Source organism: Actinobaculum massiliense (assembly GCF_001457435.1).
Classification (GTDB): Bacteria; Actinomycetota; Actinomycetes; order Actinomycetales; family Actinomycetaceae; genus Actinobaculum; species Actinobaculum massiliense.
In genome coordinates this window covers 1106434-1122961 of sequence record NZ_LN881717.1, presented here as the reverse complement: position 1 = coordinate 1122961, position 16528 = coordinate 1106434, and the positions used below count along the sequence as shown (strand labels likewise).

At 56.7% G+C, this 16528-nt stretch carries 13 protein-coding genes; 10 read left to right on the top strand and 3 right to left on the bottom strand.

Annotated elements, in window-relative coordinates; genetic code table 11:
• Positions 1 to 53: 53 nt before the first annotated feature.
• A complete protein-coding gene (locus BN2664_RS06715) occupies positions 54 to 644 on the bottom strand; it encodes a GNAT family N-acetyltransferase (RefSeq protein ID WP_007000959.1) in 591 nt (196 codons plus the stop codon).
• Positions 645 to 1232: 588 nt separating this feature from the next.
• Between BN2664_RS06715 and purE the strand changes: the two genes are divergently transcribed.
• The 8 genes from purE to BN2664_RS06675 all read left to right on the top strand — a co-directional run bounded on the left by purE (position 1233) and on the right by BN2664_RS06675 (position 13210).
• Positions 1233 to 1733 (top strand): 5-(carboxyamino)imidazole ribonucleotide mutase, encoded by a 501-nt coding sequence (purE, locus tag BN2664_RS06710; RefSeq protein WP_007000960.1) that lies wholly within the window; start codon positions 1233 to 1235, stop codon positions 1731 to 1733.
• Positions 1734 to 1790: 57 nt separating this feature from the next.
• Positions 1791 to 2474: a phosphoribosylaminoimidazolesuccinocarboxamide synthase gene (locus BN2664_RS06705; RefSeq protein WP_007000961.1), complete on the top strand. Its 684-nt coding sequence runs from the start codon at positions 1791 to 1793 to the stop codon at positions 2472 to 2474.
• A 92-nt stretch (positions 2475 to 2566) separates the two neighbouring features.
• Positions 2567 to 4333, top strand: coding sequence for an amidophosphoribosyltransferase (locus tag BN2664_RS06700; protein WP_081586543.1), 1767 nt, complete (start codon positions 2567 to 2569; stop codon positions 4331 to 4333).
• Positions 4326 to 5369: a phosphoribosylformylglycinamidine cyclo-ligase gene (gene purM / locus BN2664_RS06695; protein ID WP_007000963.1), complete on the top strand. Its 1044-nt coding sequence runs from the start codon at positions 4326 to 4328 to the stop codon at positions 5367 to 5369. Before BN2664_RS06700 ends, purM begins: the two co-directional genes overlap by 8 nt.
• Positions 5370 to 5456: 87 nt before the next feature.
• A complete protein-coding gene (gene purN, locus BN2664_RS09040; RefSeq protein ID WP_007000964.1) occupies positions 5457 to 6869 on the top strand; it encodes a phosphoribosylglycinamide formyltransferase in 1413 nt (470 codons plus the stop codon).
• A 94-nt stretch (positions 6870 to 6963) separates the two neighbouring features.
• The gene (locus BN2664_RS06685) at positions 6964 to 8148 is read left to right on the top strand and encodes a phosphoribosylaminoimidazolecarboxamide formyltransferase (RefSeq protein ID WP_007000965.1); all 1185 of its coding nucleotides are present in this window, start codon (positions 6964 to 6966) and stop codon (positions 8146 to 8148) included.
• A gap of 71 nt (positions 8149 to 8219) precedes the next feature.
• Positions 8220 to 9497, top strand: coding sequence for a phosphoribosylamine--glycine ligase (gene purD, locus BN2664_RS06680; protein WP_007000966.1), 1278 nt, complete (start codon positions 8220 to 8222; stop codon positions 9495 to 9497).
• Positions 9494 to 13210 carry a phosphoribosylformylglycinamidine synthase gene (locus BN2664_RS06675; RefSeq protein WP_007000967.1) on the top strand — a complete coding sequence of 1239 codons (3717 nt, stop codon included), beginning with the start codon at positions 9494 to 9496 and terminating at the stop codon, positions 13208 to 13210. The genes purD and BN2664_RS06675 overlap by 4 nt, the downstream gene beginning before the upstream one ends.
• 133 nt (positions 13211 to 13343) lie before the next feature.
• Here BN2664_RS06675 and BN2664_RS06670 read toward each other — a convergent pair whose 3' ends face one another.
• Positions 13344 to 14174 (bottom strand): class I SAM-dependent methyltransferase, encoded by an 831-nt coding sequence (locus BN2664_RS06670; RefSeq protein WP_007000968.1) that lies wholly within the window; start codon positions 14172 to 14174, stop codon positions 13344 to 13346.
• A gap of 31 nt (positions 14175 to 14205) precedes the next feature.
• Complete coding sequence (locus BN2664_RS06665) at positions 14206 to 14556, bottom strand: cupin domain-containing protein (protein ID WP_007000969.1); 351 nt, start codon at positions 14554 to 14556, stop codon at positions 14206 to 14208.
• Positions 14557 to 14883: 327 nt separating this feature from the next.
• Here BN2664_RS06665 and BN2664_RS06655 point away from each other — a divergent pair, with 327 nt between their 5' ends.
• Positions 14884 to 15483, top strand: coding sequence for a DUF4956 domain-containing protein (locus tag BN2664_RS06655; protein ID WP_007000970.1), 600 nt, complete (start codon positions 14884 to 14886; stop codon positions 15481 to 15483).
• A complete protein-coding gene (locus tag BN2664_RS09035; RefSeq protein WP_007000971.1) occupies positions 15483 to 16502 on the top strand; it encodes a VTC domain-containing protein in 1020 nt (339 codons plus the stop codon). The genes BN2664_RS06655 and BN2664_RS09035 overlap by 1 nt, the downstream gene beginning before the upstream one ends.
• Positions 16503 to 16528: the final 26 nt, after the last annotated feature.

Sequence of the window (16528 nt, the reverse complement as noted above, 5' to 3'; positions counted from 1 at the left end):
TCCCGAGAGAAGATTCCGCGATATTTGCGCGCGCGGATTTTACCGGAGTAATCTCACCTAATTTTGCGCCGATACATAAACTCACGGTCACGATGCTCGCCCACCTTAAAGCCATATTCGCCCGCATAGGAGAAGCCGAATCGCTCGTAAAATCTCTGTGCCCCGTAATTTTCTGACCACACACCGAGCCACAACTGCCGCGGATTCTTCGCCAAAAGCCACTCTAGGGCCAGCGTTATCAAGCGCGAGCCCAGACCCCAATCCTGATATCCCTGCCGCACATAAAGACGCCGCACCTCGCCGTCGTCGGCGCTCGCTTCCGGATGCGGTAAAGCGCAGGGCGCTGCCACCACATAGGCGATCGCCTCACCTTCCCCGCCGCGCGATGGTTCCGCGCTTTTAACCTCGCCACCGGTATAGGTAACCCCTGGCGATGGTTCCGCGTTTTTTGCCACCGATGCCGTCGCCGCCGCAGCGTCTGCCCGGGGCGAAAAAGCTAACCACACCGCGCAGGAATCGTCGTTGATGATTGCTTCCAAGGCCTCACGGGAATACGTCTCGCGCAAGAAGTTTTCGAGATCAGATTCTGCGTACAAATGTCCGAAGGTTTCGCTGAAGGTTGCGATGGACAACTCTTGCCACACAGGAATGTCGCTATGCCGAACCCGCCGAACAACTACGTGCCGGGGTTCAATTGGTTGTTGCCTTGATTTCACCACACCTCAGACTATCCGGCCAAAATAACCTTCCACCACTTTCAGGGACGAGCTTTCACAAAGCACGGAATTGTCGCCTCGGAGAAGGCGGGCAAGCGGGCACTTAGCGTGCGGCCGACGAGGCGGACACACGGGAAGCCAGTGCAAAAACGCGGAATCATCGCCGCGGGGAAGGCGGGAGAGAGACAACTGTGTGCTAACAATCAAAACGGTTTCAAGAATCACTAAAACCCTTGGTAAAACCCTAAAAATATCACCTTTCTAAATTCCCGCCTTTATCCCGTTTTTCCACATAATGGACTTTTCAGCGAATTTTTGTATCGCTATATGGACCTTGGGCCGTTTTGCGTGGACAGCAGGAAACCCCGTTGCTAGATTAAGCCCGTAAATCAAACTCTGGCGACTGGGGGTTTAAACCGAACTGGCAGCAAAAAACCAAAGTAGCAATCGAGTATTCGTCCGGGTGCCATCGCAGTGACGCCACCCGCCCTCTCTATTTGGAAAAGCTGAGGATCCGTGAAAAAAATCGGCATCGTAATGGGGTCGGATTCAGATCTGCCCACTCTAGAAAAAGCAATCAATTATCTTCGGGAAATAGGTGCTGACTTCACGGTCAACGTGTACTCCGCGCACCGCACTCCCGATGCGGCTATCGCTTTCGCACGTAACGCGAAAAACGACGGATATGGCGTAATTATCGGGGCGGCTGGCATGGCCGCTCACCTGGCCGGTGTGCTCGCCGCTAATACCACGCTTCCCGTCATCGGCATCCCTTGCAAATCAAAGGCTCTCGACGGAATGGATGCCCTGCTCGCCACCGTAATGATGCCTCCGGGAATTCCCGTTGCCACCGTTGGGATCGACGGCGCTAAGAACGCCGCCATTCTCGCTTGCGAGATCCTCGCAGTCTCGGATGACGAACTCGCCCAAAAATTAGCGGCGCAGCGCGAGGAGAGTACTCAGGCAATTCTGGCAAAGAACGCCCAAATCTCCGCGCAGTATTCCTCCGAAAAATAGCCCAGAGAACCGCCCTCGCAAACAGCAAACAAGTAGCACAACCACGAAGGATTAAAGATGGAAAACAAGCTCGTTTACAAAGGAAAGACCAAGGACGTTTTCGCGCTGGAGAACGGCAACTACGCCCTCAAGTTCAAGGATGACGTCACCGGCAAGGACGGAAAGTTCGATCCGGGCGAGAACCAGGTTGGCCTTTCTATCAATGGAATCGGCGCGATCAACCTCAAGATGACCACCTATTTCTTCGAAATTCTCAAGGAAAAGGGCATCAAGACCCACTGGGTTTCTTCCGATCCTGAGAACAACACGATGGAAGTTCTTCCCTGCACCGTGTTCGGCAAGGGCCTCGAGGTTATCTGCCGTTACAAGGCCGTCGGCTCGTTCTACCGTCGCTACAGCGAATACTGTGAGCTCGGCCAGGATCTTCCCGCCTACGTGGAGATGACCTTCAAGAACGACGAAAAGGGCGATCCGCTCGTGACCAAGGATGCCCTCGTTGATTTGGGCGTTATGAGCCCCGAACAGTACGAGGCGACCAAGGTGGCGACGCAAGAAATCACCGCCGTCGTCGCGGAAGAAATGCGTAAGCGTGACCTCGATCTGTACGACATCAAGTTCGAGTTCGGTTACGACGCCGACGGCGAAGTGATCCTTATCGACGAAATTTCCGCCGGAAATATGCGCGTCTACCGCGACGGCAAGTACGTCGAGCCCCTCGAGCTGAACAAGCTCTTCTTCTAGTCGTAGCTAAGAAACTCTCGGCAGGCTCACCCGGGCGTGCGCAGAGAGCCCGCGTGGGCCTGCCGAGAACTTCGAAACCGGAAGGGTTAGCATTGGGCGGTTTTTTCGCAATCACGTCTCGCCGACAGATCGAAGAAGACGTATTCTTCGGTACCGATTACCACAGCCATCTAGGAAACTACCGCGCCGGCCTGGCTCTTTGGGATAAAAAACTGGGATACAACCGCGAAATCCACAGCATTCAAAAAAACTCTTTCCGCTCTCGCTTTTCCGATTTTCTCACCGAGTTTCACGGCACCTCCGGCATCGGCTGCATCGCCGACGACGCCCCCTCGCCGCTCATCATCTCCTCACATTTGGGCACATACGCCATATCCTTCGTCGGCGTTATAAATAACCTTTCCGAACTCCGCGACGAACTTCTCGAAACTCACGGCATTCATTTCAACACCCAGAGCGCCAGCCGAATTAATCCCACCGAATTAGTTTCGGCATTAATTAACACGCAAGACACATTCACCGCCGGCATTCGCTACGCCCAAGAGCGCGTGGAAGGGAGCTGTAGCCTCGTCCTCATGCTCGACGACGGTCGCCTCATCGCCGGCCGTGACAGACTCGGGCGACTTCCCATCATCATTGGTCAGGATGAAGACGGTTACGCGCTCGCCTTAGAATCTTTCGCTTTCGAAAAACTCGGCTACGAGTATGTTTGCGAGCTAGGTCCCAATGAAATCTCCGAGATCACCCCTGAGGGCATGGAGCAATTAGCCGCCCCGAGCACAGAAATGCAAATCTGCTCGTTCATGTGGAACTACTACGGCTATCCCACCTCGACTTACGAAGGCGTGAACGTCGAGATTATGCGTAATCGCAACGGCGAGATTATGGCGGAAGAAGAAAATGATCCCGAGCTGTTCTCGAAGCTCGATTACATCAGCGGCATGCCGGATTCCGGGGTACCACACGCCATGGGATACGCATTTCAAAGTGGCGTGAAGTTCGCCCGTTGTTACATCAAGTACACCCCCACCTGGTCCCGCTCGTTTATGCCTCATCTTCAGGGCTCCCGCAATCGGATCGCGCGGATGAAACAGGTACCGGTCAAAGAACTCATCGACGGCAAAAATATTCTTTTTGTCGACGATTCGATCGTACGCGGCACGCAGCTACGCCAAACCGTAGAGTTCCTCAAAGCCAATGGTGCTAAGGAAGTACACATGCGGTCAGCCTGCCCGCCCATGATGTACTCGTGCCCATTCCTCAATTTCTCCGCTTCGAATTCCGAGCTAGAACTGATTACTCGCCGAATCATTATGGAATTTGAGGGCGAGCCCGGGTTCAAGCACATCGACGAATACGCGGACAAGGATACGGAGCGGGGCAAGAATCTTCGCCACAGCCTCGCTGAAAGATTCGGTTTCACTTCGCTGGAGTTTCAATCTCTCGACGGAATCGTCAAGGCAATTGGTATCGATAGAAAGAAGCTTTGCACCTACTGCTGGACTGGCGATAAGGCCGCTTTCGGCCGCGCATTGCGCGCCCGGAAGGCCGCGCGCCAGGAAGCCGCGGCGGGAGCAGAATATATAGAAGGTTCCGACGCCGCCAAAAGTGCCGAATCTGCATCGCGCACTAGCAACACATCGCGCACTAGCGACGATTCGCGCATGAAGAGCGCTGCGCGCGCCAGAGCCCGTGCGCGCGGCACCACCTTGCTCATCCCGAGTCCCGCACATCGCGGAGAAACAGCTCCACGCAGCGAAACCACATCGCGCGGCGAAACAGCACTACGTAGCGAAACCGAACTGCGCGCCGAAGCCGCGCGGGCCACAACTACAAAGATTGGAAAGCAGAATGCGTGATTCTCAGTCCCGTACATATAAAGAGGCGGGCGTAGATATCGAGGCGGGCTACGAGGCAGTTGCACGCATCCAAAAGCACATCCAGGCCACGATGCCACAGAACATGGCTTTTGATAGTGCCGGTTTTGGGGGAATGCTCCCCCTCGACGTGCGCGCCATGAGCCAGCCTTGCATTATTTCTTCTACCGACGGCGTCGGCACAAAACTCAAAATTGCTTTCTTGCTGGATAAGCACGACACGGTCGGCATCGACTGCGTGGCAATGTGCGTCAATGACGTGCTTTGCGTGGGAGCAATGCCCATAAATTTCCTCGACTATATCGCCTGCGGAAAAAACTACCCGGCGCGCATCGAAGAAATCGTCAAGGGCATCACTGCCGGCTGCCAGCAGGCCGCAATTCCGCTAGTAGGCGGAGAAACCGCCGAAATGCCCGGTTTCTATCCGGAAGACGAATACGACCTAGCGGGTTTTTGCAATGGTCTAGTCGATCGCCCCAATGTGCTCGACAAGAACACCGTTAACGCGGGCGACGCCGTTATTGCCATCGGCAGCTCCGGCGTACATTCCAACGGCTTTTCCCTGGTCCGCAAGATCTTCCAAATCTCCGACCTTTCGGTCCTCAGGCAAAGCTATGCCGAACTCGGCGGTCAGACTCTCGGGGAAACGCTACTCACTCCCACAAAAATCTATGTCCGCTCGGTAGGCAAGCTACTGGAGCGCAAACTAGTGAAGTCCCTGGCGCATATTACCGGCGGTGGTTTCTACGAAAATATCCCCCGCTCGCTCCCCGCTGGCCACGGCGTCGTCGTTAATCGCGCCGCCCTGCGCGTGCTCCCAATTTTTTCGCTCATCCAAAAGGTCGGAAACATCTCCACGCACGATATGTTCAACACCTTCAATATGGGGGTGGGTATGACGGCGATCGTGGCGCCTGAAAACGTGCCCGCCGTCCTCGCCAGCCTTTCGGAAAGCGGGGAAACGGCCTACAAGCTCGGGCGCGTCGCGGAGTCCGAAACTCTTGTGGAGTTCGAGTAATTTTCGCGGAATTATCGAAATGGAACTGGTGAATGCGGCAAGAACGGCGGAAGGCGCCGGCGTGGTAGCGGAGAGGAAATCCCGGTCATGACAACAGCGAAGGCGCGAGTTGCGGTGCTGGTTTCTGGGGGCGGTACCAACCTTCAGGCGATTCTCGACGGCGTCGCTGCGGGAACGCTTGCGCACGTCAATCCCGTTCTGGTCGTAAGCAATAAGGCGCAAGCCTACGGCATTACCCGGGCGCGGACTGCGGGGGTACCCACGGCTGTGCTCGCTGGCCCGGAATACGCCTCCGGGTCGAATTTCGAAGATGCCCTGCTCCGTCTGTTACGAGAGCAGCGGATTCAGCTCGTCGTTTTGGCGGGCTTCTTGAAGATTCTCAGCGCGGAATTCATCTCGAACTGCCCCTGCCCGCTGGTCAATATTCATCCCGCGCTGATTCCAGCTTTTTCCGGGCCTGGCTACTATGGCCTGCGAGTCCATCGCGCGGCACTGAAAGCGGGAGTGAAGGTTTCCGGAGCAACAGTGCATCTAGTAAACGATGTTTGCGACGGCGGTGAAATCCTCGCCCAGGAAACAGTGCGGGTATATCCGGATGACACTCCCGAGACCCTGCAAGCGCGCGTTCTCAACGAAGTCGAGCATGTCATTTTCCCGCGCGTAATTGAGGAACTTTGCGCGGATATAACGGCGTCGGGCGAACAACTTTTTCCCGCTACGAAAACTGCCGCGGCAGGCCCCCAAGTCGAACATAAAACCGACCCCAACCCCGAACAGAAAACGAGAGAAAAGAACACGGAAATGACCCCATCTTCGATCACCGAGTATCTTGGCGGAAAAACCTACCCCGGCCGTACCTTGGCCCTGGCGGTCGACGAGCGCGGGCAGACGGCTTCCCTTGTTTACTTCATTATGGGACGTTCCCCGAACAGCCAAAATCGCGTTTTTGTAAAAGACGGAGAGGTTATCCGCACCGAGGCGTTCGACGCGCAGAAGGTCGTGGATCCGAGCCTCATTATCTATCCGGTGTACGGGCGGCATAAAGACACCCACGTACTCACGAACGGGGACCAGACCAGCACGATTTGCGCCGGACTCGAGGCGGGCATTACCGCGAGCGCCGCGCTACTGAGCCGCGACTGCGAGCCGGACGCACCGAACTTTACGCCGCGCATTTCTCTGCTGGCGGGGCCGGATGGATACGAGTTGAACATCATTAAAGCCGCTTCACCCGCCGGCACGGCCTCCGTGCATTTCGACTACACGTTCCCCTATCTTCCCGGCGTCGGGCACTGCATCCACACGTATATCGATGATGGCGATCCGCTCCCGAGTTTCAGCGGCGAACCCGTGGCTTTCGCGTATACGGAAAACATGGGCGAGAAAATTTGGAAGGCGATCAATCCGGAATTCAAGATTTCTTTGCTCGAATGCGTCTTGGACTTGGAAACTTTCAAGATGCGTTCCGTGCGGATTTTCAATAAGCACACCGGCGACTAGTCGGAAACAAGAGGTAGCAAAATCGGAAACCTCGCAAATCCCGAACCCAGCAAAACCCAAACCCACAAGAACAGAGGAACCCAGGAGCGTCGCAATGAAATCCCTCGAGCTGAAATACGGCAATAACCCGCACCAGAAACCCGCCAGCATCGACATGGCTGATGGCAGCGAGCTGCCACTGACGGTAGAAAACGGCCGCCCGGGATACATCAATTTGCTGGACGCCTTGAACTCTTGGCAGCTCGTCAGTGAACTGCGGGAGGCCACGGGTCTGCCCTGCGCAGCCTCGTTCAAGCACGTCTCGCCCACGTCCGCCGCGGTCGGTAAGCCGCTTCCGGCCGCGCTGAAAAAGGCCGTTTTTGTTGACGACATTCCGGAGCTGGATAGTTCCCCGCTCGCCTGCGCCTACGCTCGAGCTCGCGGCACCGATCGCCTCTGCTCCTTTGGTGATTTCATCGCGCTTTCCGATGTTTGTGATGTGACGACGGCGAAGCTCATTCGACGGGAAGTTTCGGACGGAATCATCGCCCCCGGATACGATGCGGAAGCGCTCGAAATTCTGAAAACTAAGCGTGGCGGGAAGTACACCGTGCTCACTATTGATCGAAATTATCGACCCGCCGAACAAGAAGTAAAAACCGTTTTCGGCATTAGCTTCCATCAGGGACGCAACGACGCCAAAATCGACGCCTCCCTGCTGGAAAACATAGTCACGGAAAAGAAGGAGCTTCCCGAATCGGCGCAACTGGATCTGGTGCTCGGTTTGATCACCTTGAAATACACGCAATCCAACTCGGTGTGCTTCTCCTACGACGGGCAGGCCATCGGCGTCGGGGCCGGCCAGCAGTCGCGAATCCACTGCACCCGGCTGGCGGGCAGTAAAGCCGATACCTGGTTCTTGCGCCAGCATCCGCAGGTCCTCGCACTTCCTTTCAAGGAAGAGTTGCACCGCGCCGACCGCGATAACGTGATCGACGGCTACATCAATCAGAACGAAGAGGATGTGTGCGCTCCGGGCGTATGGGAAAAGTACTTCACCGCCCAACCCGCACCGCTCACGGCGCAGGACAAGGCCAACTATCTGGCGGAAATTTCGGGAGTAAGCCTCACCTCAGATGCGTTCTTCCCCTTCGCGGACAATATCCAGCGGGCCGCCCGCAGCGGCGTTTCCTACGTAGCCCAACCCGGGGGTTCAATTCGCGACGCCGGAGTGATCGCCGAATGTAATGCGCGCGGAATCGTCATGGCCTGCAACGGTTTGCGCCTCTTCCACCACTGAGCCTCTTCACCGGGTCTCGACCCCACGTCACGTTCCAAAAAACCGCATCCATCGAGAGAAAAGAAGCTGGCATGAAACTGGGCATTATCGGCAGCGGCGGGCGCGAATACGCCATTGCCACGAAGCTCCTGGAAGCTAATCCGAAGCTAGAACTCCACGTTCTTCCCGGTAACGCGGCAATGAGCGATTTTGCGCAAATACATCCGGAAATCAGCGCGACGGATATCCCGGCGGTGCTCAATTTCTGCCGGGCAGAGCACATCGATTTTTGCGTCGTCACCCCCGACGATCCCCTAGTTCTGGGGATGGTGGACGCCCTGGAAGATGCTGGAATCACCTGCTTCGGGCCGCGGAAGGCCGGCGCGATGCTGGAAGGCTCGAAGAGTTTCGCGAAAGAATTTATGCTTCGCCACGGCATTCCCACCGCCGCCTACGAGTGCTTCGAAGATTTCGATGCCGCGCTCGCCTACGCGCGCCAGGCGGCCTATCCGCTCGTTATTAAGGCGGACGGGGTGGCGCTCGGAAAGGGCGTCTCGATCGTTTCTGACGCCGCCGAAGCCGAGCGAACACTTCGCAATTTCATGCTCGATCACAAATTTGGAAATGCTTCGGCACGAGTGGTTTTAGAAGAATTCCTCTCCGGGCCAGAAATTTCGGTACTGAGCTTCTGCGATGGCAACACAATCAAGCCCTTGCTTTCGTCGATGGATCATAAGCGTGTTTTCGATGGCGGCGCCGGTCCGAATACGGGCGGGATGGGTGTGATCGCCCCGAATCCCGTCTTTAGCGACGAGGTGGAACGGGAGTTCCGGGAAAAAATCATGGAACCAACTCTCGCCGGCTTGCGCTCGGACGGCATTGATTTTCGCGGATGCCTTTATTTCGGCCTGATGAATACGCCATCGGGGTTGAAGGTTATTGAATACAATGCCCGATTCGGCGATCCCGAAACGCAGGTGGTGCTACCGCTTCTGCGGGGGAATCTGCTGGAGATTTTTCAGGCGGTGGCGGCCGGAGAACTCGAGACGGTACCCGTTGAGTTTGAGGATCGCGCTGCCGCCTGCGTGGTGATGGCCGCCGCTGGATACCCGGAGCACCCCCGCAAAGGCGCCAAGATTACCTACTCCGCGAGAGTGGCTCCATACCTGGTTTTCGCTGGGGTGGCACGCACTGCAGCGGGCGAGCTCATCAGCGCGGGCGGACGGGTGCTCAATGTGCTCGGCTTCGGCCAGACCCTCGAAGAAGCGGTTGCCGCCGCTTACGAGAACGTGAAAGAAATCCACTTCCCTCACAGACACTTCCGTACAGATATTGGTGCCCAGGCACTCGAGATTAAGGCAGGAAAATGATCCACCGCATCTTTGTAGAGGCAAAACCCGCAACCAATCCTTGCGCGGCTTCGTTGGCGCAAGAGCTGAGGGATGCGCTCGGTGTTCCCGGCTTGCGTGATCTGCGCATTATCAACCGTTACGACGTCGAGGGGGTGAGCAAGGAAGTTTTTGACTCCGCCGTCACCAATATATTCGCGCAGCCGCCACTCGACGATTTCTTCACCGAACTTGAGGTGCCCGCCGGATCTACCGCATTTGCTATTAGCTACCTTCCCGGCCAGTACGATCAACGCGCCGATTCGGCCGCGGTTTGTATCCAGATGCTTTCGCAAGTAGACAAGCCGCTGGTCAACTACGCCTGCGTCTATGTTCTGATCGGAGACCTCAGCATCGAAGAAGTTGCGCAGATTAAGAAGTACCTGCTCAACCCGGTGGATTCCCAAGAGGTGAGCTTGCAGATCCCAGCAAGCCTGCAGCGGAACTTCGCCTCCCCCGAACCCGTGGCAAGCGTCGAAGGATTCAATTCCTTTGACGTTGCCCGCCTGCAAAAGTATTTGGACGATAATTCCTGCGCCATGGATCTGGAAGACCTGCAGCTCGTGCAGGCCTATTTCCAGAGCCAGGAGCGCCAACCTACGGAAACCGAACTAAAGGTTATTGACACCTACTGGTCCGACCACTGCCGGCACACGACTTTTAACACCTCTCTGGAAGACGTGGAGATTTCCGATCCGCGCGTGCAGGACACCTACTCCACCTATCTGCGGATTAAGAACGAAATCCACCCGGAGCGCCCGGTCACACTGATGAGTATGGCGACCTTGGCCATGAAGAAACTCCGCCAGGACGGCAAACTTCAGCAACTCGATGAATCCGACGAAATTAACGCCTGCACTATTAAGGTGACGGTAGACGTGGCGGGCCGCGATGAAGAGTGGCTTTTGCTTTTCAAGAACGAAACCCATAACCACCCCACCGAGATCGAGCCTTTTGGCGGTGCCGCTACCTGCATTGGCGGCGCGATTCGCGATCCGCTTTCCGGCCGCTCCTACGTCTACGCGGCCATGCGCGTCACCGGCGCCGGCAACCCCCTCACTCCGCTCACCGCCACGCTTCCCGGCAAGCTTCCGCAGCGTAAGATCGTCACCACCGCTGCCCAAGGATATTCTTCCTACGGCAACCAAATCGGCCTGGCTACATCGTTTATTGACGAGGTCTACGATCCTTCTTACGTAGCAAAAAGGCTGGAAATCGGAGCCGTCCTCGGCGCGGTAAGGCACGCGGATATCAAGCGCGAGCAACCGGCTCCCGGAGATCTGGTGGTATTGATTGGTGGCGCCACCGGGCGCGACGGCATTGGCGGCGCAACCGGATCTTCCCAAGCCCATAAGCTCGAATCCGTCGATGAGTGTGGCGCTCAGGTGCAAAAAGGAAACGCACCGGAAGAGCGCAAACTTCAGCGGCTTTTCCGCCGCCCCGAAGTCACGCGACTGGTCAAGAAATGTAATGATTTTGGAGCCGGTGGGGTCTGCGTTGCCGTGGGAGAGTTGGCGCCCGGCCTAGATATTAACCTCGACGCCGTCTACAAGAAGTACGCGGGTTTGAACGCCACCGAAGTGGCGGTGAGTGAATCTCAAGAGCGCATGGCACTGGTCATTGCCCCGGATGATTTGGCGGATCTCGCCCGGTACTGCCGGGAGGAAAACCTGCGCTACGCCGTCGTCGCCAAGGTAACGCAAGAGCCCGTACTGAAAATGACTTACCTGGGCCAGGAGGCGGTGCGCATTGACCGCACCTTCCTCGACACGAACGGGGCGCCCAAGCGGGCGAAGGTTCGCGTGAACGATAATTCCGCCGCTTTCGATAATTCCGCGAATGTGGGGGTCTCCAACTGGCGCACGCGGCTTTCAGAGCTTGTTCAAGACCTTAATCACTGCTCGAAAGAGGGGCTCATTCAGCGGTTTGACTCCACTATCGGGTCGGGTACGGTGCTTATGCCGCTGGGCGGGAAATTCCAGAAAACGCCAACTCAGGCAATGGTCCATAAGCTTCCCGTCCCCGGCTTGGAAACAAGCACCTGCTCGGTGATGGCATACGGCTTCAACCCGGCTGTGAGCCGCATTGATCCCTATCGCGGCGCCTACGAAGCCGTTATTGATTCCGTAGCGAAAGTGGTAGGGACCGGGGGCTCCCCCGACCAGGTGCATCTGAGCTTCCAGGAATATTTCCCCTCTTTGCGCGACGACCCAGAAAAATGGGGTCTGCCCTTCGCCTCGCTTATGGGGGCGTTCCAGGCGCAACTGGATCTTGAAATGGCTGCGATTGGAGGAAAAGACTCCATGAGCGGCACTTTTGAACAGATCGAGGTTATCCCTACGCTCGTCTCCTTCGCCGTTTCGCTCGCCAATCTGGGGAACGTCGTCTCCCAGGAGTTCAAGCAGAAAAACGAGCGGATTTTTCTTATCGCCCCGCCCGAGCACGAGGGAATCTCAAAGGGCTACTTTGCCAAGCTCGCCGCACTCATCGCCGCCGGCAAGGTCAGCGCGTCGTATTCCCTTACCGGGTCTTGCGTGATGGAAGCGGCTTTCAAGATGTCGCTCGGCAATCGCCTGGGCGTGCAGTTCGCAGATAGTTTTGATCCGGCCTCTGGTTTCGACCGTATCTGCGGTGGTTTCTTGATCGCCGTTCCCAAAGATTTCCCGGAGTGTGAGATCATTTCTAGCGATTTGCTTTCCGGGCGGGAGATCGGCGTCGTCGTCGCAGAACACGCACTGCGGGCGGGAAATCAGAGCGTGGATATCGCAACGCTCCAGCAAAGCTACGAGGCGAAGCTCGAACCCGTCTACCCCGTGCACGCCAAGGAAGAGGGCCGTTCTGGCGAGGCGCGCGCTACCTACACCGCGTATCGCAACCGGCAGGTGGCGCAACTTTATACCGGCCCCGCCGTTTCGCGCCCGCGCGTGCTCATCCCCGTTTTCCCGGGCACGAACTGCGAATTCGATACCGCTCGGGCGTGGGAAGCTGCCGGCGCTACGGCCGATGTATTCGTGGTCAAGAACCTCACCGTTGAGGATATTGAGGAGAGCATCCGCGGCTTTGCGACCCGTCTCGCTTCCTCCGAAATTCTCTTCCTTCCGGGCGGTTTTTCGGGCGGCGATGAACCCGATGGTTCCGCGAAATTTATCACCTCCTTCCTCCGTAACCAGCAGATCGCAAGCGAGATAACCCAGCTCCTCGAGGTGCGCCAAGGCCTTATCGGCGGAATCTGCAACGGTTTCCAGGCCCTGATCAAACTCGGTTTGCTGCCGTACGGAAAAATCATGGAGCCCCGCGCGGATATGCCCACGCTCACCCATAACCAGATTCAGCGCCATCAATCCGGAATCGTGAACGTGCGCGTCTGCAACACCAGTAGTCCCTGGTTGCAGAAAGCCCAGCTAGGCGGGATTTACCAGGTGCCGATTTCGCACGGTGAGGGTCGCGTTGTGGGGCGGGTGGCTGCGAAGAACGTCGCCACCCAGTACGTTGATTTTGAGGGGAGGCCGACGGCGGACATCGAATTCAACCCGAACAATTCCCTGCATGCCATCGAGGGAATGGTCTCCGACTGCGGACGGGTTTTCGGGAAGATGGGCCACGCGGAGCGATTCTCTGCCGGCACCTACCAGAACGTGCCGGGTGATTACGATATGCAGATTTTCGGTTCCGCCGTGACGTATTTTCGGGGCTAGCGCTTCGGCGAGGGCTGAGCCGCGGAACTAGCGCTTCGGCGAAAACCTAAACCCGCAACCAACGCTTCGGCGAGGAGAATCGACGCAGGCCGGCAAAAACCAAGCCAGCTCTCTCGTTCTCCTCGCCGAAGTTTTATCTGGGTTTGCGCGCGATAATTCCGATCCCGCACAGATGGTCCGCGTGCTTGCGGAACATCGCCCGCATCGCCAGCATGCGCTTACGCCCAGCGGCATTTGTAACCATATTCTTGAGGATCCATAGCACTCCGCGCACGCCTTCATCGGCCAAAATGCGTTTGGGTTCGAGGAGCATCATGCGGTTTCGATGCGTGTATTCGATTTCCAAGCCGGCATCGACGAGCACCTGCGTCCATTCCGGAAGCGTAAGCGGGCGCGCTCCCACCTTGATGGTGCGCGATATTTCCTTCAAAATTTCGCTCGCAATTTTCGGGTCGACGTCGTCGGGAACCAGTCCCATCTCGTGGATGACGTAGCGCCCACCGGGCTTGAGGATGCGCGCCGCTTCGCGCACGGTGGCGGATTTATCGGACGGATTCATCATGGTGAGCATCGCTTCGCCCATGACCATATCGACGCTTTCGGATTCCAATCCGGTTTCCTTCGCTACCGCTCGGACCATTTGCGTGCTGACCTGGGGGAACTGACCGAGAACCTCGGTCAGAGCCGGTGCGCCTTCGGGGTTGGGGTCCACGCCGATATAAAGTCGCGGATTCTTCACCAGCAAGAGGCTGGCGGTTTTCCCGACGCCGGGGCCGAACTCCACCACCATCTCGCCAGGCGCCAGCGCGGCCCGGTCGAGCAAGGTTTGAGTCATCTCCAAACCGCCGGGTCGCAAAACTCGTTTGCCCATTTTCGCCAGCAGCCAGTGCCCCTGTAGCCGATTTTCCTCGGGCCCCTGCCGCATTCCGCGTGCCTGCGCCTCGCCGTCACTCCGCTCCGCCATGTTTAAAAACCCCTGTTTTTTGCCGATTTCGCTAGTTCCCGTTTTGGCCGACGACGACCAGGGTTAGGGACATGTACGTCGGCTCAATCGCCTCGACCGCGTGCCGCTCACCGGGCGCGAGGTAAATAACGTCGCCGTCGGACACCTCGTAGGTTTGCCCAGCCACAACGAAACGCATCTTTCCACGCAAAATATTGACGATAACCGCGCGGGCGGAGGCGTGCTCGGTGAGAACCTGCCCCGCATCCATGGAAAACGTGACGTGCCGGAGAACGTCGTTGTTCACCAAAACCCGTGAAGTCGTCGCTTCTTTTGCAATTGGTAATTCCTTGAAAACATCGGTGACCACGAGTGAGGTGGACGACGCCGTTGTAGCTGGCATGGGTAACTCCTTCGAAGCGGTTATGCGACCGCGCAGCTTGAAATCAAACTCGGGCGATAAATCCGTTGGAATTTTCGCCCGCTCATTTCTTCAGGCTCAAATTTACCGCTCCCAGACGGCGGTAGCCCGCGCCGAAGAGCGAGAAGAAACCGCGGAATCTTCACGCGGGCAAAAGCGCGGAATTATCGCGGCGGAGCAATTCATAGCAAACTCATAGCTTCCTACACAGGGGTCGCATAGCGGCCATGAGTCAAATAGAGAGTGTCAACGAAACACATATCGCGAAGATTCCGAGAAATTTTCGCGATGCTACCCAAGGAGGCACTCATGCTACTTGTACTCGCCGGCGCGGATATCATCGCGATGGTTCTGCTTCTATGCGGAGCGTATCTTCCGCTCCATCGACGCACGGACATGGCGATGGCCTTCGTTGCCGTGAACTTGGGAGTCTTCGCTGTATCTGCCGTGCTGGCAAATTCCGCATCGATAGGAGCTGGAGTTGGTCTGGGGCTTTTCGGAGTTTTGTCGATCATCCGGTTGCGTTCAGAAGAGATGAGTCACCGGGAAATCGCGTATTACTTCACGTCTCTGACATTGGGCTTGCTGGGCGGATTGAGCACCACACCCGCTATGGCTATCCCGATGATGGCGGTAATCGTACTCGTCGTCGCGTGTGTCGATTACCTTTCACGTTTACGCGACGTCGTACAACGCACCCTCGTGCTCGATCACGCAGTCAGCAATCCGCTGGTGCTACGTGAACAAATCGAGGAGATTCTCGGTGAGGAAATTCTTGACGTGAAGGTCAGGCGTTTGGATTTCATCAATGACTCGACCTTGATTGATGTGCGTTCGGTACAGAGAAAAAAGACGGATCTATCGCTGCGGCAGAGAACGCAGGTACCGGCAATGGGAGGAGCGTCCTGATGTCGCTCGATTCGCTACCACCTATCTGCCTCGACGAATTGCAACGGAAAGCCTCTCGCCTCCAGCGCGTTGATCGCAAATATCTCGTGGCGCGCGAGGATCTGGACAGTATTCTCTCCGCTCTCAAGCTTCCCCATATCGATGAATCCGCGAATTTTTCGCCGCGAGTTTCGTGCTTAGAGATCGATGGTGAACGCGAGTTTTCCTACAGTTCTATCTACTTTGACACGCCAGCTTTCGACGCCTACTTCCTCAGTAGCCAAAAGCGGCGACGCAGATTTAAAGTACGTACCCGCACCTACGCAGATTCAAACCAGAGGTTTCTGGAAGTCAAGACGCGCGGTTCGCGCGGGACAAACGTGAAGAACCGACTCGCCCTGAACACCGCCTGGGCGCGGTCAGAAGCCGATGTCTTATCCGCAGTTTATGGAAAAAGGAGGGACGCAGGATTCGATCTCTTCGACCCGACCCACCGCATATTCGTAGAAAAAACTTTGGCGGATTCTTCGATTGTTCCAAGCTTTGTCGGGCAGCTCCACCCAACTCTCGAAACCCGGTATCGGCGAAGCACTCTCTATTTTCCGTCCCGTCCTTCTGGGGGGCCGTGCTCGCCGTCGCCTGAATCATTGTGTGCTGTGAACGCTTTCGGTTCTACTGCCCTTCAATCTCGCACTGAAAAATTCACGGAAGGATCGAGAGTGACAATTGATGTGGATCTCGTCTGCACGTCACGGTTCGGGCGTGTTTCTTTTCCGTCGCTGGCAATCATTGAGACGAAATCGGGTCCCCATCCCACAACCCTTGATCGAGTTCTCTGGGCCAGTGGATATCGATCCGCCAAATTTTCCAAATATGGCATTGGGCTTGCGGAAACTCATCCCTTTCTCGATCCCGGAAAGTGGCGGCGCACCATGCGAAAAATCCGCCCATTTTGCAAAAGGTCGAAAACTGACCTGATCTACCCGGTCCAACTCATCAATAGTGCAGCCGTATTGGCCCTCCCCCGCTGCAGAAACTAAACGGCGCTAATCATCTTTGTTATGTC

Excerpts from the sequence above, each read along its gene's own strand:
- BN2664_RS06705 (WP_007000961.1), top strand. The coding sequence starts at position 1,791 with ATGGAAAACAAGCTCGTTTACAAAGGAAAGACCAAGGACGTTTTCGCG.
- purM (WP_007000963.1), top strand. The coding sequence starts at position 4,326 with ATGCGTGATTCTCAGTCCCGTACATATAAAGAGGCGGGCGTAGATATC.
- purN (WP_007000964.1), top strand. The coding sequence starts at position 5,457 with ATGACAACAGCGAAGGCGCGAGTTGCGGTGCTGGTTTCTGGGGGCGGT.
- BN2664_RS06655 (WP_007000970.1), top strand. The coding sequence starts at position 14,884 with ATGCTACTTGTACTCGCCGGCGCGGATATCATCGCGATGGTTCTGCTT.
- BN2664_RS09035 (WP_007000971.1), top strand. The coding sequence starts at position 15,483 with ATGTCGCTCGATTCGCTACCACCTATCTGCCTCGACGAATTGCAACGG.
- BN2664_RS06685 (WP_007000965.1), top strand. The coding sequence starts at position 6,964 with ATGAAATCCCTCGAGCTGAAATACGGCAATAACCCGCACCAGAAACCC.
- BN2664_RS06675 (WP_007000967.1), top strand. The coding sequence starts at position 9,494 with ATGATCCACCGCATCTTTGTAGAGGCAAAACCCGCAACCAATCCTTGC.
- BN2664_RS06670 (WP_007000968.1), bottom strand. The coding sequence starts at position 14,174 with ATGGCGGAGCGGAGTGACGGCGAGGCGCAGGCACGCGGAATGCGGCAG.
- BN2664_RS06665 (WP_007000969.1), bottom strand. The coding sequence starts at position 14,556 with ATGCCAGCTACAACGGCGTCGTCCACCTCACTCGTGGTCACCGATGTT.
- purD (WP_007000966.1), top strand. The coding sequence starts at position 8,220 with ATGAAACTGGGCATTATCGGCAGCGGCGGGCGCGAATACGCCATTGCC.